Here is a 23915-nt window from a genome sequence, read left to right on the forward strand (position 1 = left end):
ATGACACATGTATTGTTTACTTATTTAACAGATGAAGGCAACGATGATTTTTTTGCTGAGGCAAAGTATCGTTTCTCAGCGGAGTTTGTAAATAAGTTCTCTAAATATAAACGTTGGCAAGATGCAAAATCTACTATACTTGGTAGGTTGCTATTAGCTTACGGATTACAGAATTTGTATCAAGTAGATATAAATAACCTCAAGATGGGTTTCTCAAAGGACAAAAAGCCCTTTTTAGAAAATTCGTCTATTCAATTCAACATTTCACACTCCAATGATGTAATTGTTTGCGCAATTACATCGGTGGGTGATATTGGCGTTGATGTGGAGAAAATCAGTGATATTAATATTCAAGATTTTAAAGAACAATTTTCTCGGTCAGAATACGAAGCAATCATAAGCTCGTCAAATGTTCTAGAGCAGTTTTATAGATTTTGGACTCAAAAAGAGGCCATTGTTAAGGCAAATGGTTCTGGTTTGCATATACCATTGAATTCATTTGAAATAAATAACCATCAGGCAACAATTGGTAATCAATGTTATTTTTTGAAGGAAATACCTCTCAATCCCCAGTATATATGCAATGTAGCTACTCAAAATATAATATCCGATAGCGTAATTACGTTAACAAATCTCAATACGGAATTGATTACAGATTTTGGGTCATGTAATAACTTTAAATCTTTTTGCTAATAGCGGTGTATGCCTTGTGTGGCCGTTAAAGTGTTTTCGTTTATATCCAATCTGCATAGGCTGCAATTGTGATATGGACGATTTTCTTAATTACGACGATTATATAAACGCTGACGTCGGAATTTATAAGCAATCAATTTTTGTTTGGTCTAATTTTGAGCCTTACCATGTACAATAACTATAAGCTACAAATTATTTATTTTATGAAAGCTGAATTTTCCCCAATTAACCTGAAAAAAATAAAAGCCAATCTGCTTAAATTTTCTTTACTACTCGTGGTTGCTTTACAAATTGCATCATGTGGTAGTGCTAAAAAGTCCTCTTACTTCAATGAAGTAGGAAACAATTCATTTGCTACTTACTTTGAACCATTAGAACCAATATTACAGAAGAACGATTTGTTAAGCATAAACATTACTAGTTTAAATGCAGAAGTTACAGAGATGTTCAATCTAGCCAATAATGCTGGTGGTGCGCAACCTACGGGTTATTTAATTGATCAAGATGGTTTCATTCGTTTTCCGGTTTTAGGTAAAATAGAAGTTTCAGGATTGACCAAAAAAGAACTAAGAGAATATATTAGAGGTGAGTTGATTTCTAAAAGATTATTAATGGAACCTATTGTAGATATCCGTTTTATGAACTTTAAGGTTTCCGTATTAGGAGAAGTAAATCAGCCTGCAGTATTTACAATCCCTAATGAGAAAGTTACTTTATTAGAAGCGTTGGGTATGGCTGGTGACATGACCATTTACGCACAGCGTAATAATGTGTTGTTAATTAGCGAAGAAGATGGAGTTAAGAGTACCAAAAGAATCGATTTAACTTCAGATGAATTATTTACTTCACCTAACTACTATTTAAAGCCAAACGATATCGTTTATGTTCAACCTAACGATAGAAAGGTAAGAAATACTTCAAACGCTGCCCAGTGGTTTTCTGTAATACTAGGTTCGTTGTCATTAGCGGTAATCTCTATTTCTACTTTTAAGTAAACGTAACAATATATCTTTTAAAAACAGCTTGGCTAAAGCTTAAAGTGTTTTAAGAAACAATAAATCGTTTAAGTAAACCAAAGCCTGTTTTCCATATAAAATTGAATATAATGACTGAAAAGGAATATTTCGATTCACAAATGTCTTCGAAAGAAAACGAAGAGAATTTTGATTTGAAAGCACTATTTAGCAAATACCTTAAATCTTGGAAATTATTCTTGATTTCTTTGATTTTTTTCATTGGCTTGGCAATTCTTGCCTTGCAATTTGTAGATACTTCTTATGACGTGTCCAGCAAAATACTATTGAAGAACGAAACTTCAAATATTGATGCTTCCGGTAATAACTTGGTGAACAATAATCCGTTCAGTAATTCAGAAAAAGTCAACAATGAGATTGAAGTACTAACTTCAGTTCATTTAATGCGTTCTGTACTGGATAGTTTGTCATTGCAATGCGAAATTACGGCTCCGGATGCTTTTCCAAAAAATGAACTTTACGGATCTGAATTGCCTTTTAAGGTAGTAGTAGATACCTTATTTCCACTTGCATATGAAACTACCTTAAAAATTAAAATTGAAGGAAACGATAGTTTTAGTATTTCTGAAGAGTTTGAAGATGCTGCAGAAGCATCAGGTACAGCGAGCTCTTCTCATGGTTATAATAAATATAATTATGGCTATAAAATTGAAAAACCATACGGGGTATTTCAACTTGTTAAAAATGAGAAAGCTTCTTCAAAAGATAAGGAGTTTGTAGTTGAATTCAGGGATATTGATGAGCTGGCTCACGACTATGTGAAAAAGGCATTGAATATTTACGTGATAAATAAAGATGCTTCTGTTATAAACATTGAGTTGAAAGAATCGAATCCTGAAAAGGGAGAGGATATTATCAATGTTCTAGTTGAAATGTATGGTCAAAAAGCATACTTGGAAAAGAATGCTATCGCTTTAGAAAACGTAAAATTCATAGATAATCGTTTAAATACCCTTTCTGCAGAGCTTAGCGAAGTGGATATGAATGTTGCACAGTTTAAAACGGAAAATGAATTGGCTAATGTTGAGTTAGATGCAAATTCTTTTTCTGAACAAAAGATAGACTATGATCGCAAACTAGTAGATTCTGAAATTGAGCTGAAAGTACTTAATTCAATTGAACGTAATTTGAAGAGGGGCGATAATGAATCTACGATCAATTCCTTAAGTGTTTCAAGTTCTAACCTCACTTTTTTAATAGATAGTTATAACAAGTTACAGATCGATAGAAAAAGCTTGCAAAGAACAGTACCGGAAAACAACCCGAGAATGGTCGATATTAGAGACCAATTATCGCAATTAAAAAGTAATATTCTGGGTAGCCTTTCTTCTTCAAAAAGAAGTCTTCGTAATACTATTGCTAGTATTAAAAGTAGGTCTGATCAATTTGCGGAAAAAAAACAGAGTATACCTTCAATGCAACGCCAGTTACTTGAAATAAGCAGGGAACAAGGTATTAAAGAGAACCTATTCTTATACTTATTGCAAAAAAGGGAAGAGGCTGCATTAATGGTTGGGGTAAAACAAGATAATTTTATCGTAATAGATAAAGCTATTACCGATTATAAATCTGGATCGCCAAGTAAAAAATTATTTTTATTGATAGCCTTATTAATGGCTTTGGCACTACCTATTGGTATTATTCATTTAAGAAACTTTTTAAGTACTAAAGTAAAAGATAAGAAAGACGTAGAGAAGAGAACTGGCGTTCCCCTTATAGGCGAAATTGCTCATAATATATCTAGAAAAAATTTAATTGAGAAAGGGGAGGAAGTAAGTGCCTTGGCTCAAGGTTTTAGAATGATGAGAATGAACTTAGATTTTATGTTGTCTAAAAAGAAGGTGCAGACTGTTTTGGTTACCTCTGCAATTAAAGGAGAAGGAAAAACATTCTTCTCTTCTAATATGGGCGTAGCATTGGCATCATCAAGCTCTAAAGTTGTGATTTTGGAATTAGATAAACATAATCCGGAATTAATTGAAACTCTAGGTGAAACAAAAAAGGAATTCGGAGTTACCAATTACTTAAATCAACCCTTTAGTACCATTACCGTAAATGATATTTTAGTTCCGGTCAAAGACAATGAAAATTTATTTGCTATTGGTTTAGGTTCTGAAAAAATTGACGGGTTAGAGTCATTTGGTTCACAGAAAATGGAGGAGTTAATGGCTCAATTGAGACAGGAGTTCGATTATATTTTAATTGATTCTGCACCAATAGGTACATTGGCAGATACCCTTGCACTTTCAAAATATACAGATTGTTGTTTGTATATGGTACGTGCTAAACACTCTAAATTAGAGGACTTAAGTATTATAGAAGATGTTAGAACAAACAAAAAGTTCAAGAACCCAATGGTGGTAATGAACGATGTTTCTAAAAAATAATACCAAGCCTACAGCCATAAACACACATAAAAGACTAGAATGAATTTATACTACCTTGTAGTTTTACTATTCCTGTTATTTTCTTCTAAAGCCAATTTTTTAGTTGATTATAATGTGGCGTGGTTTGGTTTAGAGGTATTTATGATATTTGTTGCCTTTCATTTAAAAAGGGTTAAAAAAAAGGACGTTCAATTTTTTATAGTAAGTGCCGGTATATATTTTGTTTACATTTTGTTCCGTTTTAAATTGAACAAGTTGCCTTCAGACTATTTTACTAGTGATGCTTTCTATTTTTTTAAATACGTGTTTACATCCTATTTGTTCTGTCTTATCTTAAAAGAGAAGGCGCTTTACTATTTAGTGAAAGTTATCTCTCACTTGGCTATAATTTCACTCGTGTTCTATTCGCTTCAAATGGTTCAGAGTGGTGCAATAGTTAAGGCAATTGGTACTGCTTTTGAAAGTATTACGGTAGATGATCAATCGTTTAGATATACCAATTTTATCTTTTTCACCTTTGATGATATCCATTATTATAGAAACTCTGGCTTTTGTTGGGAACCTGGCGCTTTCGGTTCATTTTTGACGTTAGCACTTTTATTCAATTTCTTGATAAATGACTTTAAGCTGAACAAAGAAGCGTTCATCATTACATTGGCAATTTTAACGACAGTATCTACTACGGCATATTTAGGGGTATTTCTTTTATTTTTCTTAAGGTACAGAGTATTGAATAAGGGCAGTAAAATGGCAATCATCGTGTTTGCGATCGTGTTTGCAATAGCGATACCTAACGTGCCATTTTTAGGTGAGAAAATCGTTGAAATTTATGATCAGGATATTAGGGATTTAAAGGAGTTGGAACAATTGTCTAGCTATTATGAAGATGTGCAAAGACAAATTCCATTAAATAGATTTGCCAGTGTTATTTTCCTATATGAGCAATTTGATTGGAAACTTTTTTTAGGTGTCAGTAATCAGTACGACGAATATTATATTAATGAATATAACGTCAATATATCAAATGGAATAATGGATTTTATCACAAAGTTTGGTGTGGTAGGTCTATTCTTTTTACTCTACCGATATGGTAAACTATGCAAGGTTTATCTAAGAAAAATGGAATATGTAGCCTACGCGATATTGATATTGATAATTCTAAGTTTTGGTGAGCCTATACTAATGCTACCTATATGCGTGATATTTATATTTATGCCAACATTTAAGAAGCAAGATTTTTCAGCTTTATCCTTCAATTACCGAACAAAATATTTAGAATTGCAAAAACCTAACAATTTATAATGATAAAAAGGTTTAATTCCATAAGGGTAATTATCCAATCTTATTTCCAAGGAAATTCTAGGACTAATCTGTTGATTAAGAATGTTTTTTCCTCGTTGATTTTAAGAGGCTTGGGTACGGCTATAAACTTTTTGTTTGTACCCTTGGTCATCAATTTTGTAAATGCGGAACGTTACGGTATATGGTTAACCTTAAGCTCTGTATTAACCTGGTTTACACTGTTAGATATTGGATTTGGTAACGGATTGCGTAATAAATTTTCAGAAGCTGTAGCCTTAGATGATATAAAAGAGCAGCGAAAATTGGTGCATACTACTGCGGCTGTACTTATTTTAATTTCCACGATTATATTTATCCTAAATGTCATATTTACAGATCAAATAAAATGGGATGAATTTCTAGGAGTAGATGCATCTTATCGAACGGAACTACAACAATTGATTTTTCTTTTAATATCCTTTTTTAGTTTACAGTTCATATTCCAGATTTATAATCCTATACAGTTTGCCCTTCAAAAACCGGCAATGATTGCGAGAACCATATTATTGGGTAATGCACTGGGGTTAATAGGTATATTGTATTTAAGAGAATTTTCAGAACCTTCATTAATTAATTTAGGGGCTGTGGTAATGGGCAGTAATGTACTTTCTATATTTCTTTTTACAGCATATTTCTTTTTGTTTCAAAGGCCGGATTTAATACAGAAAATTGAAAAACCTACAGCAGATACCTTAGGTTCTATATTCTCACTGGGTATAAAGTTTTTCTTTTTGAACATTGCGTATATGGTGCAGTTTCAAACAAGTAATTTTTTAATAAGTAAATACTTTTCACCAGAAAAGGTTACCGAATTCAATATCGCTTTTAAGCTGTTTAGCGTTGCTTCTTTAGTATTTGGTATCATATTGAGCCCCGTATGGAGTTCTGTCACCAATGCACAAGTAAACAATGATTACACATGGATTAAAAAATTAATAAAGAAACTACTACTTATTTGGGTCGTTATTGCCGTAGGTTGTGTTATCGTATTATTAATTGCGCCTACTATTTACAATTTATGGATTGGTGATATTATAACCATACCATTTATAACCTCATTGGGTGTTGTCCTTATTGTGTTATCAAATTGTTTTTCAGAGATATTTATCAGTGTATTGAACGGTATGGGTAAAGTAAATTTACAATTCTATATATCCATATTTGTAATTATATTCTTTGTACCTATTGCCTATTTCTTTTCGGTAGAACTGGGATATGGGATATTTGGAATATGTATGGCAATCGTAGTAACGAATGTCAACGGATTAATAGTAGCGCCCTATCAGGTGTATGTTGAAATGAGAAAAAATCGAAAGTTACCAACTTAACAGTTGAAATAAATTAGAGATGATGTCAACTAATGAAAAGAAATTAATTACTGTTTTGCTTACGTGTCATAACCGTAAGGAGAAAACGTATAGCTGTTTGCAAGCGCTATCTAAATGTACTTTAGATGATGGTTTCGAATTGAAGATTTTCCTGGTAGATGATGGTAGTACAGATGGTACAACAGAATATTTACAAGGAAAATTTGATAACCTTCAAATCATACAAGGTTCTGGAGACCTTTTTTGGGCAGGTGGTATGCGTAAAGCTTGGAAGTTTGCAAATGACCAGGAAAACAATACAGATTACTATTTGCTATTAAATGATGATACCATCGTTTTTGAAAATACTATTACCAGATTGTTCAGTGATTTAGCATATATAAATGAACCAAAAAGTATTATTGTAGGTCCTACTTTGGACCCAGATTCAAAGAAGATTTCTTATGGTGGACATCAACTATTAAATAGGCTAACATTTAAAAGTAAAATGTTAATACCTAATAATGAGTTTCCTCGAAAATGTGAAATGGGTAATGCCAATATTATGTTGGTGCCAAAAGAGGTTTATCAAGAAATTGGTTCTTTAACAGAAAGCTATACGCATGGTATTGCAGATTTTGACTATACCTTAAAGGCTTTGAAAAGTGATATAAACAGCTATATTTCAAGTGCTTATTGTGGGTATTGTACCAATGATCATGGCGTAAACTGGCTAACACAGAAAAGTAATTTAAAAGATAGAATCAAGTACTTATATAGTCCTACAGGATTATCGTACAGAGAATATTTACAATTTATTAAAACACATTTTCCTTTACACCTGCCACAAGCGTTTATATTGTTGTGGGGTAAAACCTTGTTCCCTATTATTTGGCAATTATTCAAAAATGAAGACTATTTAAAATGAGAATATCTACACCACAAGCTCCAGTACTTTTTATCATTTTTAATAGGCCTGAACAAACGAAGAAGGTTTTTGAAATGATAGGGAAAGCGCAACCAAAAAAACTTTATGTTGCTGCAGACGGACCACGAAATAATGGTAAGGACGACCTACGTTGTAAAGAAACTAGAGCTATAATAGATTTAGTAGATTGGGACTGTGAGGTTAAAACCTTATTCAGGGAAGAAAATATTGGTTGTGGTCTAGGACCAAAAGAAGCAATAGATTGGTTTTTTGAAAATGAAGAAGAAGGCATTATACTTGAAGATGATTGTTTGCCTTCAGAAAGCTTTTTTAGATTCTGTTCAGAGTTATTGGAAAAATATAGAGATAATAGCCAGATAATGCACATAGGTGGTTCTAATTTTCAAAATGGCTATGTGTCAGATTCTGAGTACTCTTACTACTTCTCTTATTTTAGTCATGAGTGGGGTTGGGCAAGCTGGCGTAGGGCATGGAAACATTATGATTATGAGGTTTCTACCTATCCGGAGTTAAAAGAGAAAGGTTATTTTGATAAATACTTCTCTAATTTTATAGAAAAGAAATACCGACTTAGCAAGATTGAAAAAACGATGAACGCCAAGGAAGTTTCTTGGTGGGATTATCAGTGGGATTATACAAAACTGATCAATTCAGGATTATCGATAATACCCCACCAAAATATGATTCAAAATTTAGGATTTGGGGAAGATGCCACGCACACTATCAGCTCCAATGACGATAGGCAGCATAATATGGCGCATGAGATAAGCTTTCCTTTAAAGCACCCTAATTTTGTAATCAGAGATACAAAGGCAGATAGAAGGTACTTTAATTGCTTCTTTAAGAAGACGATCTTACGAAGAAAAATATTAGGATTCTTAAGAATACCAGGGTATTCTACTCGCGGATAATTTTAGCGATCAAGTTGAACATTACTAGATAACCAATATTAATTAGTAGCACTGCAACCAAAATCCAGTATAATAGGTGCTCTAGGTTCAAAATCAATATCATCCCTATAGTCTACAACTTCAAAACTGTATTCTGGCCAAATGATATTTGTAGGGTTACATGAATCATAAACTAAACAGTCGGTTATTTTATTACCACCTGTAGTTTCAAAAGCAGCAAATATGAGGGAGTTAGATTCTGCTTGTCCTCTGTTTTGACCTAATTCGCCACATATGATTTCTTTGGCGCGTAATCTATTAAAGGTTACATTCCCAGAACCTTCAACTGAAGATGCAACACCATTACCCATTTCCAAAAAGTCAACATCTTCCACAAGAGCGCCAATACCGCCACGTGCACCTTCGGTATTTTGATCTTCAATCATCACACCAACACCCTTAGGACTATTATTGCCAACTATCAAGCCGTTTTTTATCTGTTGACCTGCACTTTTGTAGATACTAATATTATCTTCTGTCCATGCAATTTCCCGGTCATTGATTACTGAAAAATACTCTAACAACCCTCCAATACATTTATCATACTGTACTAATTGCCCTCTAGGAAAAGGACCCCTCATATTATGACCTTCAATATAGGTCAATACAGATTCGTCACATTGGTCCAATCTAATACCTGTAGAGCCATCTTCAACTTTTACATGTGTAATCACTAAATTTTGAGAATCAAATCCTTCAATGCAATTTCTAGTAGCATCGGCTAAAGGACCACTAGAAGGGGCATCTGTGTATGTTATGGAACAGTTTTCAATAGTTAAGTTATCTGCTTCAGAGAATTTAATTCCCATATAAGCACCAGTGTATTCAATGATGCAATTAGATATTACTACGCCTGTAAAACCATTGATCTCTATACCATGTTGATTTGATGTTCTTATATGCAGGTTTTCTATACGCTGATTATGTTCAGTGACTATAATAGGACCAGAATCTTCACGATTGCTAGAACATGGCGTTTCTAGGATCTCTGGTTCTACATTCTCAGGTTCTACTATTATAGGTATTACGGTATAATTTTCTTCTTCTCCATTTTCAGTCGTTACAGTATAGGTAACTTCTTCACTAAAATCTTGTGGAGTGCCGGTATCTGGTGTTACCGTTGAAGCAGAATCTACGGTAATGGTAGGTTTTAGTTGAAGCGTAGATGTGCTACTGGTATCAATATCAACATAAATAAGATTTTTTTCTTCATCTATGACACCTTCAATGTCTGAGTTTAAACCAGTGTTATCTATAGATTGAATGATAAACTCGGTAATTTTTAGCACAGATATAACAACAGAATCATCTGTTGGGGCATCTATAATAACTCCTTCATTAATAATATCTGGATCTGAAGAACAAGAACCTAATTGTAATAAAGGGAATGCAAGTAATAAAAGAAAAGCTACTGAAGAATTGAAGTACATAGTTTGAAATCTAGTTTTAGCCATAATTCTAATTTTTTAACTAAACAATGAACCATACATTTTATACTTAGTCTAAAATGACTACTCCTTTTAGATAACTAGATTTTTTAGGTATTGTTGTTCATGATATATTAAGTTCGATTAACGGCTATTATTAAAAATAAGTCAACTAATTTTTTTGTTTTGAAATTTTCTTTCAAAACATTTTTTATTTTAATGTTGCCTTTTGTTTTATATGTAATTTCTTTAGCTCTAAAATGTTATTAGTATAATTAATTTTTCAAGATTTTTACATAAAAACTTAAAACCATAACAGATTAACGAATCTATACATAGGTTGTCCTAACATGTAATATATTTACCTAGTTTTTATGATTAATGCAATAATGATTGCAATTATCACTTATGCTTGATTGATGAGATTAAATAGTTTTTCTAGCTTAAAAATGAATACATGTTCCATGCTTTTTATAAAAGCCCAATGAAAGAACCACAAAAAAAATCTGAAGTCTTTTGCATGGGATATCCAGTGTTCAATAGTTCTTTGGATCGACTACCGTTAAAATCTAAGCTATTGGTAAATACTGTTAATCAATATTCCTATTGTATATCAGAAGAAGATGCTACTTTCAAAGAAGCACTTTTAAATAGTGATGTAATTTTACCCGATGGTGTAGGTATTGTATTTGCATCAAAGTGGTTAAATGGCGTTAAGGTAAAAAAAATAGCTGGTGCGGATTTTCATGAATTTCAATTAAAACGTTTAAATGCAATAAGCGGTTCTTGTTTTTACTTAGGTGCTTCTAACGAAACTTTAGCAAAGATAAAAGCTAGATTGCAAAAAGATTACCCTAACGTAAAAGTGGGTAGTTACTCTCCACCTTATAAACCCAACTTTACAGAAGAGGATAACGCTAAAATGATACAAGAGGTGAACAATTTTAGCCCAGATGTATTATTTATAGGTATGACTGCTCCAAAACAAGAAAAATGGAGCTATGCACATAAAGATGCGCTCGATGCTAAAATTATCTGTTCTATAGGCGCTGTATTTGATTTTTATGCAGGTACGGTAGAAAGACCTAATAAAATATGGCAAGATTTAGGTTTAGAGTGGTTTGGTCGTCTTTTAAAAGAACCAAAGAGAATGTGGAGACGCTATATTTATTATGGTGGTGTTTTTGCTAAGCATTTGGTGAAGGCTAAGCTAAGAAGCAGTTAATTTGACCTTATAAAACTTAATAGGGTTTATTATAATGCATTCAATTCTAATATTTTACATTTAAATAACGACGTTTATTTAAGTGTATGTCATTTTCTTTAATATTTTTACTTCTAAAAATCGATGTTTTTATTGAACATTCGGTAGATTTTTGATTTGTTTTCAAAAAGAATCAAAAAAGTGCTTATTTCAATGGTCTAAATAGACTATTCAAGCGTATATTTTAAACTATATTTCAATTATTTTCTTTCAATGAGTGTAATTGTATTTTAGCTTTTTAATAAATTATTTTGTTCTTTAGACCGAAGGACAATTTGAACGTATTGTCAATTTTCATGAAATTTTTATTCACTTTAATTTTAATGATTTGGTTTTCTCCTTTTTTCGGTCAAATAAACTCTGATGTTGAGAACTCTACCGTTAATCACCAAACTAATTATTCAATAAACTCTGGTGGTGGTGAAGCATTGGGTCAAGAAGGGAATTACTCTTATTCTATAGGGCAAATATTTTCAAATCAGGTTTTTAAGGAAGAAGGTCAAATAGATAGTGGTGTACAACAAGGTAATATTGAAGAAGTCCCTGAAAGTAATTCGCAAGTAGTTGATAGCGTAATCGTAAATTTTGTTATAAACCCTAATCCGGATATTGATAGTTTAGCCTTAGATGTTATTGCATATCCTAATCCGGTTGTAGATATTCTACATGTGAATATGGGATACCAGGAGTTTGAAAATCTAACTTTTCAAGTATTTGATTTTGGTGGTAAGCTTATTAAGAAAGGTATTTTGGAAAACACAATTTCTGAAATTCAATTAGACTATATAAGATCAGGTATATATTTACTTGTTGTGGCAAATAACGATAAAAGGGTGTATTCGTTGAAAATTATAAAAAAATAGCATGAAGACATATCTAGTAATTGTATTCATTTTGTGCTGCCAGTTAGCAGCATTTTCACAAGCGCCTGAAAACATAAGTTACCAGGCTATTATCAGAACTGTAGATGGTGATATTTTAGCAAATACTCCAATTGGCTTAAAAGTAAGCGTTATTCAAGAATCAACTTCAGGGCAACGTGTTTATGAAGAGTCTCATGTTCCTGTAACAAATGAAAATGGTCTTATTAGCTTGCATATTGGAACAGGGTTGGTTTCTATGGGTAATTTTACACAAATCGATTGGTCCAATGGCCCCTATTACTTAGAAACACAAACAGATTTGAATGGTGGTACAAATTATACAATAACAGGTTTAACCGAATTGTTGAGCGTACCATATGCCTTATATTCCAAAACTGCTGGTGCTTTAGTCAATGCAGACGGTGAATACCTGTTGAAATCTAAAATTATTCCTTTACAAGCATCTAGAGATATAACGGTGGGCGATATAGATAATACTATAGAATGTACAGCTACCGCGACATTGCTTATAACCGCTAATTTTAATAGTATGGAAGTAGGTGATACTATAAACTTAGAAGCCCATAATGGAGCAATATTAACTATTGCTGTAGCAGATGGTGTTCAGCTTAATTATGTAGATGCAGGCTCTGCTTCTTTTGAGAGCAGTGAGGGTACTGTTCGTTTTGGGTTATTTAGAAAAATGGATGTTAATTCTTATATAATATCAGGTCAATGAAGTTATTTTATATCATTTCATTTTTATTAACCTCTTCGGTTTTTGGGCAAAATTATCATTATGCCTTAGATTCAAAGAAAGAAAGTGACATTGTTGAAACAGAAGAATTTACCGGGGTTCAAAATTTTGAAGAAGAGATTTTATATTTCAATTCATATCTGTTGCCTGTTTCTGAAGCTGATCAATTACAACAAGCATTAATGGCTCATGGATCTGTTCGTTTAGAAAATGGTGATTATTCTGGTAATCCCATAATCATGACATCTGGGCAACGACTGTTTGGGCACCCAACAATAACTAAAGTCCCCAACATTACAGTGCAATCGGGTAGTAGTAACGTTAGAATACAGAATGTAGACTCTTATATATTATTTAACTCTGGCGCTAAAATTTCTAATTCCACATTTAAGAATATTCGTTTTACCCCACTTGAGTGCACAAATTGTATCTTAGAAGACAACACATTTATTAATTTAGATAGATGTCGATTAAATTGGGACAGTAGAGGTTCTGGGTATTTCCGTAACAACAAATTTATAAAACATTGGGTTCATGGTGAATGGCCTCAAATAGTTATGAGAGGTAATGATGTTACACCTAGTTATGGAAATGTAACAGTATGGTCAAATTTATTAACACCCGGAGGTCATGCAATAGAACTTGAAAATTTGTCTTCTCAGACTTATGTAGGTCTTGATTCTGAAAGTTGGAATTGGAATAATGAAAGTGATAAAGCAATGACCTTTTTGCGCAATATGGGTGATGTGAAATTGGTTGGACTTACTGGAGGTAATAATTATAATTATAAAAGTCCAGTTTTCGATATTCAGGCTGAGAATATAGATATTTATGGTAAAAAAACTACATCTAATGGAGGTGGTTTTAGTATCGTAAGAAATAATACTAATATAATGTCTTTACATGATAAATCTGAGGGTTATGTTATGGAGAATGCTTCTACTGGGTTTAATTTTAACGGATACTCTGGTAATAACGTTATTCATTATAATCAAACTGAGCTAGATAGTAATTTATCAGCTATAGAAAAAAATAATTTAACAGAGTATTTAATTGGAACTGAAAATGACCCATGGGATAGCCCTTTATACGAAACTATTCCAGATATTTTGGGTCCTGATTGGTCTAATCAGAGAGTTTCTAGGACTGATCAGAGTGATTATATTCAAAATTTAATTGATAGTAACGGTATAGCTGAACTAGAAGAGGGTATTTACTATATAGGTAAAACTTTAATAATTGAGGATGAAGAAGGTATTATAGGCCAAGGTACCGGCAAGACTGCAATAGTAGGTCTTTCGGATGATTTTCCTTTAGTAACAGGTGAAGGCAGTTCTACTGCCGTTAATTTTGTACTTTCTAATCTAACTTTGCAAGGTGGTAGTACTGGATTAAGAATACATCATATAGGAGATAATTTTATGCAAGTAACCTCATGTGCATTTAAGTTTTTAGTTTTTCGTGATCAAGAAATCGGCATTCATTTAGATAAATTTTATGGTTTTGACAATAATTTTTTGGACCATTTGAACTTTGTTAATTGTGGAATTGGATTCTTACAAGAAGTCGATCCTAATTATGTCTCGGGTGAGAATTACACGATGATGTATGTTGATAAGATAGTATTTTATAAAAATCAGTATGTGGAATGTAATACTGCAATTAGCATGATTGCCGGTAGAGCAGATAATCTAAATGCTTGGGTAGATTCTAAATTTGATGATAATGAAATTGCCGCTGATATGAAGTATCATAATGGATCTTTTTTTGCGAATTGTGACTTTACTAATCATGCAGGTGAATATATTATTGGGGGAAGTCCAATTAGCTTATACTCTTGTAGATTTAATCAAAATAATACTAAAACTATATTTGATATAAGAGAAATCATGATTGAAGGCAGTAGTTTTTTAGATGATATAGATTTATTTACATCAGATGCAAGTATTAAAGCTTTTGTGAGAAATTCTAATGCGTTGGGAAGATTGGGTCGAATTGATAATGGAATGCTGATAAATTCAATTATATCAGGTGATGATAGAGCACAGTCTTTACTTATTAATTACTCAAATCGTATTCCTTCAATTATTTTAGATGATATCTCAACCCCCTATCCTCAATTCTTGGTAACGCATTAATATACTTACATTATCTCCAACGCACGTTAGCTTTATTTTCAGGTCTTTGAGTAATCACTTTATTTGGTTCTGTATTGTTTACTATTATTGACCCCACGGTAATTACAGAATCATAGCCTACTATAACATTTGGGCCAATAAAACAATTTGCACCCACCCAGCAGCCATCTTGCAGCTCTATAGGGCCATTTCGGTAAGGCATAGATGGAATTCGGTAATCATGATTTCCCCCAGACAAAAAGCTTCTTTGAGAAATACACACGTTATTACCTATTTTTATTTTTTCAAAATTTAAAATAAAGGCTTCTTCACCTATCCATACATGACTGCCAATTTCTAACTTCCAAGGAAAGTGTATATTAACTCTTGGTTTGATTACAATACCTGTCCCTACTTTTGCACCAAAAATTTTCAATAACCATACTTTAAATCCACTTGGATAAGGTAAAGCACTTAAGAAAAATAGGACCTTGATCAAATACCAAAGAATTTCCTTTAATTTACTTGCACCTCTTTCTAGTCCAATGTTAGGATTAAAATCGTTCAACAGTACTTTAGATTTAGTGGTGTTCATGAAAATGGTTTAATCAATATTGTTTAATAACTGTTTGCCGGCATTGGCAATAGTAAAGTGTTTAGTATAGACATTAAAAGCATTTTTTGCCATTTGTTCTTGTTCTGTAGTTGTTTTTGTTAGCCAGTCTTTCAAAAGTAGATAAGTATCTTCTTCGTTGTCTTTTTTGACGATACCTGCGTTTTCTTGTGCAATTTCCCGCCAGATATTTACTTTCTCGCTTATCAATACTGGTTTAGAACATGCTAATGCTTCAACAACGGCAATGCCAAAATTTTCTTGATGACTAGATAGTACAAAAACACTGCTTTCATAAAAAGCACCCCATTTTTCATTGTCACGTAACATTCCCGGAAATAAGATATTTTCAGATTTGTTGGCTAAATTTTGCATTTCCTTACCGTAGGGGTCGTCAAGTCCCGGACCTGCAATAACTAGTTGAGGTATATTGTCCATTTCTTTCTCAAGTTTAAGGTAAGCTTTTATAAGTAGGTCAACTCCTTTTTTTGGATGTATTCTACTTAAGAATACTAAGTGTGGATTACCGTTCCATTGCTGTACTTTTCTAGAAAATGCTTCACGCATTTCTTGTGTGTAGGCTGGTGGTGGCTGTATGCCATAACCCACGTTAATTTCTTTTTTTGGCTTGTAGTTGGGAAATGTTGTACGCGCCAATAGCAATTCTTCTTCACAAGTAAATAAAATACCGTCAGCTTGGTTAATGACTTTATTTTCTACCCATTTCCAATAAATGTCATTGCGTAGAGCTTTTAACTTACGCGAATCTGCCTTTTGAAAATAGGGGTCTAACATGCCATGCGGCATAACATATATTTTGGGAGCACCTTTTTCTTCCTTATTTAATTTTAAAAAAGCTTTTATAGCTGCATGGCTATGATAAGACCAAAGACCATGAACTATAATAGTATCATAATTTTTATAATTTTCTACTAACCATGGTAATAAGTTTTTATTGTATTTCCATGGAGTTTTAGCATTTCCCAAAGTATGAATAGTAAATGGGTCGTCACCCAAATATGAGGAAGATGATTCATCTAAACATACCACCTCATTGGTAACTCCTAACTTTTGTAGTTCGGGTATGGAATTTCGAATGCCCTGGCAAGGGCCTCCTTGCGTTGGATTCATACTAGGTATTATGCGAAGTATTTTCATTCTTTATCTAAATCTTGATATAAGTTAATGTACTGTAACGTAATAGCTTCTACGGAAAACCTTTTTGCATTCGTTAGCCCTTTTTCAATAATATTGTTTCTATAAACAGAATTGTTTTTAATTTTTAAATATGTATTTCTCAAAGAGTTGGTGTCATTAGGAATAACGAAAGCTACAGCGTCATTGGCAACTTCAATAATAGGTTCTATTTTAGTTGTAATAACAACTCTTCCTGTTTGTTGCCCTTCTATTACGGGCATTCCAAAGCCCTCATATTTTGAAGGAAAATTTACAATGTCACAGTTAATATATTCCTGTTTAATTTGTTCATCGGTCAAATTAGATTCATTTGAAAAATCAATGTTATGGTTCAAAAGAAGTTGTAATTGTTTATCACTTAAATTTCCAATAATTCTTAAGTGACAATCAATATCTTCTAATGCCTCAATAGTAAGCTCTAGATTTTTATTCCAACCTGTTCCAATATGAAGTATAATCGGTTTTTCTTCATTAAAACTGTGGGGTGTATATTTAAATATGGGGTCTACAGCATTGTAAATGACTGATAGTTTATCTGTGTTTATTTTGTTTAAAATATTGTTTTTAGTTTGGTTAGATATGCAAACTACCCTATCTGCAATTTTAATAGGCAAATAGAACCAAAATAACCATTTGTAAAAACGTTTGATAGGATTTTTAACATTGTCTAAGAACACAAGGTCATGTATAGTTAAAACCGTTTTTACTCCGGTTAGTGCCAAAAGCACATCGTGTATATGACCTGTAACATGATGAATGGTTTTTTTGTCTCGTTTTTTATAGGTATATAAATTATTTTTTAGAACATCAATTGGCATTGAACCAACATTTGGTACATCATACGTATCTATTTCAACTGTTCTATTCAACTCTTGAAGTATAGTTCTAAAAACACGATGTATAGAATGACCGACTTTTGGATGTCTAAAAAAATAATTGATTTTCATTCAAAAAAATGTTGAGATTATGAGTAGCTCTACTCGTTTTGTAATATTTAAATATCATTTTATGTAAAAGCAACTCCAACCTAGATGTGAATAGCTAGGACCTTGCGTAGCTCCTTAAAGTTCAACTTCTGTACTATAATTGTTCCATTATTACAATTCTATTCTTACTATCTACAATAGCTTGCTATTTAATTTGTTTTATAATGGACATTTTATTTTGCAAGTCTAAAACCATTTTTGCAGAATCTTGAAAAAAAGAGATGGTTTTAATTTCAAAACTACTATTCGTGCCAGTGTGGATATTTTTAGATTATAAGTTTGGTTATATCCTATCTAGGTTGAAGTACTAGTTTAAGTATCAATTTGAACAATTATTAGATTGCTGGGCTGAACGTGAATATGTTTATTGACATAGTAAATTTTAATGTCGCTATAATATATCTTGGGTAAATAGAGGATTTTTTTTTAATTATCTAATCATACAATGTTAATTGACAAATTGTATGGCTTGTTTTTTTTGTTCAGCAATAATTTTTTTATTAAAATTTTGCATTACGGTATCAATTGCCAGATATTTTTCTGCATAGCTACGTGCTGCCTTTTTAATATCTTGATTATCCATTTCGCCAAGACCTATTAAAATTCCGGTATTTAAAGCTTCTTGATTTTCTGGAGCAACTAAAATACCCATGCCGTGCTTACTGACTACACGATGTAAACTAGAGTTTGGATTTGCCGTTATCAAAGCTAAACCGCCTACGGATAGTATAGTAGTTAATTTTGATGGCATCACCAAATCACTGGCTTTTTCTTTCTGTATGACCAAATGTACATCTGCAATATTTAAAAATTTATTAAACTTTTCTTTAGGTTGTAAAGGCATAAAATGAACATTGTTCAAATTCATGCTTTTTGCTTTTTCGCTCAAAACTTTCTTGTAAGGACCTGTCCCACAAATGATAAATTGTAAATGTTGATGGGCTTGTAGATCTTTTGCAGAAGTTAAAATGGCATCTAACCCTTGTTTTTCACCTATTGCTCCAGAATAGAGTACTATAAAATCCGATGATTTAAAGCCCCAGTTTTTTTTATAATCTTTACTGTTTTTAATAGGGTAAAAGGTATTGGTCTCGGTCCAGTTAGGAAAAAATGAAATAGGCTTCATTGCCTTACGTTCTATTTTTTCAATCATACCATCAGAGATACTACTGATGACATCTGTATTGTTGTAAATATATTTTTCCACCCCATATAAGGCATTTAAAAGCTTAGGAGATTTTATCATTCCCAAATCTTGTGCAGCCTCAATTTGCATATCTTGTATATGGTGTATATGCATCGCATTTCTAATCCTTTTATAAAAGACACCAAGCAGACCAATTTGAAAAGATGGTGCAACGGTAATGACCCTATTATATTTTTTATAGAATAAGAGTGGAATACTCACTAAAAAGGCAGATAGTGAAAAGGTACAGTCTAATAACATTCTTTTTATTCCACTTGGTTTATTAGGAACGTACATGGGGCATCTTATCACACTAAGTTTTCCACCGGATTCGAAAATTGTTACTTCTTTCTTATACCAAAAACGGTTTTTTCTATAAGGTTTCTGTATTTTCCAATAAGGATAATAAGGGTATGAAGTCAATACGGTACACTCATGCCCTTTTTCTGCCAACCATTGCATCATTTCACCTGAGTATTTACCAATACCAGTAAGCTCCGGAGAAAAATTATAACCTACGAACAAAATGCGTTTTGTATTTTTTGTTTTCATGATGTGCGTTTTAAAAGATTGTGTGGTGAGAATATGATATCTGCAATTGAAATAAGTATTTGATTAAATTGTTTTCCTATTAAATGTATTGAGAAGTTATTATAGACTTGTAGAAGGATTCTACTTCTAGTAATATACTTTCGTAACTGAAATTTTTGCTGCTTTAGTTGCTTATGCTCAGTATTGTTGGTCTCATTGAAAGTTTTTATATAGATATCTATATTTGTCTAACTGCATAAGTAAGTGTCTCATTGGTAGCAATTACCTGGCATGCAGATACCATTACCATTTGAATAGACTAAAACCTCTGCTGAAGAAGGAAAAAGAATTAGAGAGGCACCTTAGTAAGCTTTTAATGAAATGTGATTATCAACTCTATTTATAAATAGATTTTATTTTGGTGAAGCTTTACATATTACTTTAATATCTAGTTATGAGGTGCTTTCAATATATAATAACGGCAATGTTCTATTTGTAATGTTAGTTCCTAGTCATAGAATTTAAAAACCCCTCTTTTATAAAAATCGCCTTCTTCAAAAAGTTGGTAAACACTTCTAAATTTTTTTAATATTACTTCACGTCTTTATTTCGGTAACATTGCCTAATTCATGAAAAACATTGTTCAAAAATTAGGTGTAGCGGCTTTTGTTAAATTCTCTAAATTCTTTATGACGGTTTATTAATATAGTTTTCAATTTTACCATGTTATTTAACACTTTAATTTTATCCTATTAATTTATTCAAATTTGTCTTATGAAATACTTTGGCAATTATTAATGCGGCAATAAATACTATGGTTACCATAACCAAGGATAATAGAATACTAACCCAAGGTTGGGTTTGTAATGCTGTATTTACGAAATTGGTTTGTTTAATAGCATTATTTAGTAAAATAATAATAAGAGGATTACTGATAAAAATGATTAGCGTATTTTGACCTATAAAGCCAATTAGTGTATTGATATTTTTTGAATAATAATACGTGTTTTTTTGTGTAAAAAAAGAACAAAATAAAGTTGAGAACAGAATAGTTCCTAAAGTGATATAATCAAAATGTTCAAAATTGTATTTGCGCAAGTATAATAATTCAACTCCTATGAAAATAGGGAAGAATATAAATATTGGATGGATTTTTTTAATTGGTTTTCTAGCCATTGTAATGCCAACGAATACATAAATCACCCAGAAATAGAAGGGTCGATAGCCTAATTTAATTAGGATTTCAGGAATCATGTCGAAATAAAATTCAAAGTATACATATATTATAATTGATAATAATATGCACAAGAATTTAAGAATTTTAATATCAAATAATTTTCTTAAAAATGGATATAGGATTATTAACTGAAAGAGGATAATAAAAAAATATTGTCCTGACCAACCATAACCACTAAAATACTGTGAGAAAAAGTTTTTTAACGTTAAAGTAGACCATTCAACAGAAAGTAAAAAATACAGTAGACTCCATATAAGAAAAACTCGCAATAAGTGTATGAAACGTTTTAGTAGATACTTATTTCTTTGATCAACTTCTTTTCTCAGGTATGATTTTTCTAAAAAATAAGCCCAAAGAATTATAAAACATGGAACAGCAAATCTAAAAACATCTTTGATGAACACTAGAATTGGTATTTCGTTGATTATTGAGTAGGCATGGATATAAACTACTGCAAATATTGAAATACTCTTTAATAAATCTCCATTAAAGTTTCGAGACATTAGACTAGTTTCTGATGTTTTATTAATAACATTTTGTGGTTTTTATTATATAGATTCCACCTAACTATTTCTTTAGAATGTTAACCATAAATTGGCGGACACTATTAGTGTTTCTTTCAAATAAATACCAAAATAAAGCGCTAACAATAATTAAAAACAATGACCATGCAAAGAATTGTAAAAAGCTTAATATGCTAAAAACCTCTTGGTCTTTTATATAGAATAACCCATAGATTAATAGTACTAATGGAAAGTGTAATATGTATAGTGTATAAGAGATTTCAGATATACCAAAAGATAATTTTCTAAGGTTTAAAAATGATATTTTAGGTAATTGATAATTAATTATAGATATTAATAATCCACTAAATGCAAGCCCTACAAATAAGTCCTCTAAAAAATCATTCTTCGAATTAAAGAAATGAAACTTACTATGTATTAAGGAAACTAAAAAAATTAGAATAAAACTTATTATAAAAAAGGTGTTCGTTTTTATATTGTTCTTTGTTGTGATATAATATACGCCAACACCTAACATCCAAATTAAAAAACCTTGAAGCATGTTTGTTGATATGGTAACAGCGATAAGGATGATGAAAATTATGGAAATTATTTTATTCCATATACTTGAAGGGATAACCCCTATGGCAATTGCTATTAAAGGGAAAATTATATAATACCAGAATTCATATGCAAGACTCCATAAAGGACCGTTAGAACCATAAACTGGAGTTATAGTTGTTTGCAAAAAAAATATATTGGAAATAAAAGTAACTATTGAGTTTGAATAATCGTTGGTTGGTCCAGAATTTAATATATCATAATATTTACCAGAAATAATTTCTGGAGACAAAATATTCAAAAAATAATCGATGAAAAGGGTGAAAAATAAAATAGGGATTAGGGGAGTCCAAAGTCTCGATAATCGTGCAATAAGGTACTTTTTAAAAGTAAATTTTTTTCTAAGTTTTAATATGGATCCTCCAACAAAGTAACCGCTCAAAACAAAAAATACCATAACTGCTTGGTGACCTAAACCTGTTAAAAAATAGAATACTTTTGCAATAATACCGGTACCCACATTTAAATCTAGTTGATTAAAATCTAAAAACATGGCTGCTCTTAAATGACTCATCAAAACTATAAGGGCACTAACTCCTCTAATAAGATCTAGCGTATAATTTCTATTGCTTTCTTGCATAGGATATGATAAAATGGAAAAAAAGGAAATTATGATAAAATAATTCGATGGTAATGAACATTGTTTATTAAGGCTGCGTTTTAAATGATGCAATCAAAATACCTGTAACAAATATGGCAAAACCTAAACTTGTGGGTTGTGACCATTGCCCTTGAGGAACTATTAAAATAATAAAACTAGATAATAAGAATGGGATGAAATTTAAATTTTTTAAAGCTTTGAAACTTTGGAAGCTTAAATTAATGGTTAGTATTGATCTTGTAATAATAACTGCTAATCCGAGAAGAATTCCCATTTCACCAATTATGCGTGCCCATTCATCTTCAGCGATTAAAAATGTACGTCCACCCGTTAAAAGTTGACTGCCAGCATTAGTACCCATGCCCATTCCGTGTCCAAAAAAAGGAGTGTCTTGAGTATCTGTAACAGCTCCAATTAATAAACCTAAGTATCTGTCAATTAAAGTACCTTCTAAACCTCCTTCGCTTTCACTAGCATTGGTAAATCTTGATGTAAAAGCTTCGGTGGCATCCCCCATAAATTCTAGGTTAGTTACAATAAAACCAATAACGAACATACTAGAAATAAAAACCAATAACTTTCTTAAAAAATTTGGTCTGAAATATGAAGCAAAAAAATAAAATATCAGCGAGATAATTACAGAAAACAATAAAGTTCTACTTATAGATATGGGTATGGCAATTAATAAACATATAGTAGCGAAGATCAATAGTAATTTGTTGATTGTTTTAGGCATTAGCCAGAAGATAAAAACAAAGCAGGCTAAGAAATGATAAAATAAACTAGTGCCATTAGTGAAAGAAAAAGTTCCCGGAGGTCTAAAATAACCTAGAGCACCAGAAAACCCAGCACCTTCCATATCACCACCAACGCCTCTATTTACCCATGCAGATTGCGGACTATAAAATTGTAATACTATTAAAATTGTCATAGGAATAGATATCCAAAGTAATAGTTTGCCAACTTTAATAACATCTTCCTTAGAAAAAACAGACCCAATGACAAAAATAAACGGAAACTGAATTAGAAATATTCTAGCTCCATAAACAGTTACAACAATATTTTGATGACCAGTAAAAAAGGTAGCAATTACGCTTAATATTGTAATGGCAGTCATAACAATGATATACCCATTTACTTTTAAAATATTTGCTTTCCATGCAAAAAATAGCATTACAATAGCTAGTGGGTCTCTTATGATTAATAATACATCTGATAGTCCTGGCAATATCCATTTTCGTAACGCCCCTTCGAAAATCAGTAAAAAGAAGTACAGCCATATGCCTCTTTTTAGCCAAACCAGGGTGTAATTTTCGGTATCTATTTTTTGAGATAATTGAATCAAAATTAA

The 23915-nt window shown here is 31.8% G+C and carries 19 protein-coding genes; 11 read left to right on the plus strand and 8 right to left on the minus strand.

The genetic code is table 11. The annotated features are described in order from the left end of the window. The 7 genes from UH1x_RS10715 (at position 1) to UH1x_RS10745 (ending at position 8622) form a co-directional block, all read left to right on the plus strand. Complete coding sequence (locus tag UH1x_RS10715; RefSeq protein WP_482621683.1) at positions 1-693, plus strand: 4'-phosphopantetheinyl transferase family protein; 693 nt, start codon at positions 1-3, stop codon at positions 691-693. A 203-nt stretch (positions 694-896) separates the two neighbouring features. Further along, the gene (locus UH1x_RS10720) at positions 897-1688 is read left to right on the plus strand and encodes a polysaccharide biosynthesis/export family protein (protein WP_482621684.1); all 792 of its coding nucleotides are present in this window, start codon (positions 897-899) and stop codon (positions 1686-1688) included. 110 nt (positions 1689-1798) lie between these two features. Further along, positions 1799-4114 (plus strand): GumC family protein, encoded by a 2316-nt coding sequence (locus UH1x_RS10725; protein ID WP_482621685.1) that lies wholly within the window; start codon positions 1799-1801, stop codon positions 4112-4114. 39 nt (positions 4115-4153) lie between these two features. Next, the gene (locus UH1x_RS10730; RefSeq protein ID WP_482621686.1) at positions 4154-5416 is read left to right on the plus strand and encodes a hypothetical protein; all 1263 of its coding nucleotides are present in this window, start codon (positions 4154-4156) and stop codon (positions 5414-5416) included. Further along, on the plus strand, positions 5416-6783 hold the full coding sequence (locus tag UH1x_RS10735) for a lipopolysaccharide biosynthesis protein (protein WP_482621687.1): 1368 nt from the start codon (positions 5416-5418) through the stop codon (positions 6781-6783). Before UH1x_RS10730 ends, UH1x_RS10735 begins: the two co-directional genes overlap by 1 nt. Positions 6784-6802: 19 nt before the next feature. Continuing rightward, complete coding sequence (locus tag UH1x_RS10740; RefSeq protein WP_482621688.1) at positions 6803-7690, plus strand: glycosyltransferase family 2 protein; 888 nt, start codon at positions 6803-6805, stop codon at positions 7688-7690. Further along, positions 7687-8622 (plus strand): nucleotide-diphospho-sugar transferase, encoded by a 936-nt coding sequence (locus UH1x_RS10745; RefSeq protein WP_482621689.1) that lies wholly within the window; start codon positions 7687-7689, stop codon positions 8620-8622. The genes UH1x_RS10740 and UH1x_RS10745 overlap by 4 nt, the downstream gene beginning before the upstream one ends. Before the next feature lie 38 nt (positions 8623-8660). Here UH1x_RS10745 and UH1x_RS10750 read toward each other — a convergent pair whose 3' ends face one another. Continuing rightward, on the minus strand, positions 8661-10115 hold the full coding sequence (locus UH1x_RS10750) for a right-handed parallel beta-helix repeat-containing protein (protein WP_482621690.1): 1455 nt from the start codon (positions 10113-10115) through the stop codon (positions 8661-8663). A 457-nt stretch (positions 10116-10572) separates the two neighbouring features. On the opposite strand from UH1x_RS10750, the gene UH1x_RS10755 reads away from it, so the two are divergent. The 4 genes from UH1x_RS10755 to UH1x_RS10770 all read left to right on the plus strand — a co-directional run bounded on the left by UH1x_RS10755 (position 10573) and on the right by UH1x_RS10770 (position 15110). Continuing rightward, positions 10573-11313 carry a WecB/TagA/CpsF family glycosyltransferase gene (locus UH1x_RS10755; RefSeq protein ID WP_482621691.1) on the plus strand — a complete coding sequence of 247 codons (741 nt, stop codon included), beginning with the start codon at positions 10573-10575 and terminating at the stop codon, positions 11311-11313. 335 nt (positions 11314-11648) lie between these two features. Next, positions 11649-12215, plus strand: coding sequence for a T9SS type A sorting domain-containing protein (locus UH1x_RS10760; protein ID WP_482621692.1), 567 nt, complete (start codon positions 11649-11651; stop codon positions 12213-12215). Position 12216: 1 nt separating this feature from the next. Beyond that, the gene (locus tag UH1x_RS10765; RefSeq protein ID WP_482621693.1) at positions 12217-12954 is read left to right on the plus strand and encodes a hypothetical protein; all 738 of its coding nucleotides are present in this window, start codon (positions 12217-12219) and stop codon (positions 12952-12954) included. After that, positions 12951-15110: a hypothetical protein gene (locus UH1x_RS10770; RefSeq protein WP_482621694.1), complete on the plus strand. Its 2160-nt coding sequence runs from the start codon at positions 12951-12953 to the stop codon at positions 15108-15110. Before UH1x_RS10765 ends, UH1x_RS10770 begins: the two co-directional genes overlap by 4 nt. 10 nt (positions 15111-15120) lie before the next feature. Here UH1x_RS10770 and UH1x_RS10775 read toward each other — a convergent pair whose 3' ends face one another. The 7 genes from UH1x_RS10775 to UH1x_RS10805 all read right to left on the minus strand — a co-directional run bounded on the left by UH1x_RS10775 (position 15121) and on the right by UH1x_RS10805 (position 23909). Beyond that, positions 15121-15684 (minus strand): WcaF family extracellular polysaccharide biosynthesis acetyltransferase, encoded by a 564-nt coding sequence (locus tag UH1x_RS10775; protein WP_482621695.1) that lies wholly within the window; start codon positions 15682-15684, stop codon positions 15121-15123. Between the two features lie 9 nt (positions 15685-15693). Continuing rightward, positions 15694-16833 (minus strand): glycosyltransferase, encoded by a 1140-nt coding sequence (locus UH1x_RS10780; protein WP_482621696.1) that lies wholly within the window; start codon positions 16831-16833, stop codon positions 15694-15696. Positions 16834-16856: 23 nt separating this feature from the next. Further along, the gene (locus tag UH1x_RS10785) at positions 16857-17846 is read right to left on the minus strand and encodes a glycosyltransferase (RefSeq protein ID WP_482621697.1); all 990 of its coding nucleotides are present in this window, start codon (positions 17844-17846) and stop codon (positions 16857-16859) included. A gap of 487 nt (positions 17847-18333) precedes the next feature. Further along, positions 18334-19623 carry a WcaI family glycosyltransferase gene (locus UH1x_RS10790; protein WP_482621698.1) on the minus strand — a complete coding sequence of 430 codons (1290 nt, stop codon included), beginning with the start codon at positions 19621-19623 and terminating at the stop codon, positions 18334-18336. Between the two features lie 723 nt (positions 19624-20346). Continuing rightward, complete coding sequence (locus UH1x_RS10795; protein ID WP_482621699.1) at positions 20347-21342, minus strand: acyltransferase family protein; 996 nt, start codon at positions 21340-21342, stop codon at positions 20347-20349. Between the two features lie 64 nt (positions 21343-21406). Beyond that, on the minus strand, positions 21407-22636 hold the full coding sequence (locus tag UH1x_RS10800) for an acyltransferase family protein (RefSeq protein ID WP_482621700.1): 1230 nt from the start codon (positions 22634-22636) through the stop codon (positions 21407-21409). After that, entirely contained in the window at positions 22611-23909 is a 1299-nt protein-coding gene (locus tag UH1x_RS10805; RefSeq protein WP_482621701.1) for a hypothetical protein, read from the minus strand. The genes UH1x_RS10800 and UH1x_RS10805 overlap by 26 nt, the downstream gene beginning before the upstream one ends. Positions 23910-23915 lie beyond the last annotated feature (6 nt).

This window comes from Maribacter sp. UH1 (genome assembly GCF_056839145.1).

Bases quoted from the DNA above. Each gene is read 5' to 3' on its own strand.
- UH1x_RS10735 (WP_482621687.1), top strand. From the start codon at position 5,416: ATGATAAAAAGGTTTAATTCCATAAGGGTAATTATCCAATCTTATTTC.
- UH1x_RS10755 (WP_482621691.1), top strand. From the start codon at position 10,573: ATGAAAGAACCACAAAAAAAATCTGAAGTCTTTTGCATGGGATATCCA.
- UH1x_RS10760 (WP_482621692.1), top strand. From the start codon at position 11,649: ATGAAATTTTTATTCACTTTAATTTTAATGATTTGGTTTTCTCCTTTT.
- UH1x_RS10785 (WP_482621697.1), bottom strand. From the start codon at position 17,846: ATGAAAATCAATTATTTTTTTAGACATCCAAAAGTCGGTCATTCTATA.
- UH1x_RS10765 (WP_482621693.1), top strand. From the start codon at position 12,217: ATGAAGACATATCTAGTAATTGTATTCATTTTGTGCTGCCAGTTAGCA.
- UH1x_RS10795 (WP_482621699.1), bottom strand. From the start codon at position 21,342: ATGTCTCGAAACTTTAATGGAGATTTATTAAAGAGTATTTCAATATTT.
- UH1x_RS10730 (WP_482621686.1), top strand. From the start codon at position 4,154: ATGAATTTATACTACCTTGTAGTTTTACTATTCCTGTTATTTTCTTCT.
- UH1x_RS10715 (WP_482621683.1), top strand. From the start codon at position 1: ATGACACATGTATTGTTTACTTATTTAACAGATGAAGGCAACGATGAT.
- UH1x_RS10790 (WP_482621698.1), bottom strand. From the start codon at position 19,623: ATGAAAACAAAAAATACAAAACGCATTTTGTTCGTAGGTTATAATTTT.
- UH1x_RS10780 (WP_482621696.1), bottom strand. From the start codon at position 16,833: ATGAATCCAACGCAAGGAGGCCCTTGCCAGGGCATTCGAAATTCCATA.
- UH1x_RS10770 (WP_482621694.1), top strand. From the start codon at position 12,951: ATGAAGTTATTTTATATCATTTCATTTTTATTAACCTCTTCGGTTTTT.
- UH1x_RS10745 (WP_482621689.1), top strand. From the start codon at position 7,687: ATGAGAATATCTACACCACAAGCTCCAGTACTTTTTATCATTTTTAAT.
- UH1x_RS10725 (WP_482621685.1), top strand. From the start codon at position 1,799: ATGACTGAAAAGGAATATTTCGATTCACAAATGTCTTCGAAAGAAAAC.
- UH1x_RS10720 (WP_482621684.1), top strand. From the start codon at position 897: ATGAAAGCTGAATTTTCCCCAATTAACCTGAAAAAAATAAAAGCCAAT.
- UH1x_RS10740 (WP_482621688.1), top strand. From the start codon at position 6,803: ATGATGTCAACTAATGAAAAGAAATTAATTACTGTTTTGCTTACGTGT.
- UH1x_RS10750 (WP_482621690.1), bottom strand. From the start codon at position 10,115: ATGGCTAAAACTAGATTTCAAACTATGTACTTCAATTCTTCAGTAGCT.
- UH1x_RS10775 (WP_482621695.1), bottom strand. From the start codon at position 15,684: ATGAACACCACTAAATCTAAAGTACTGTTGAACGATTTTAATCCTAAC.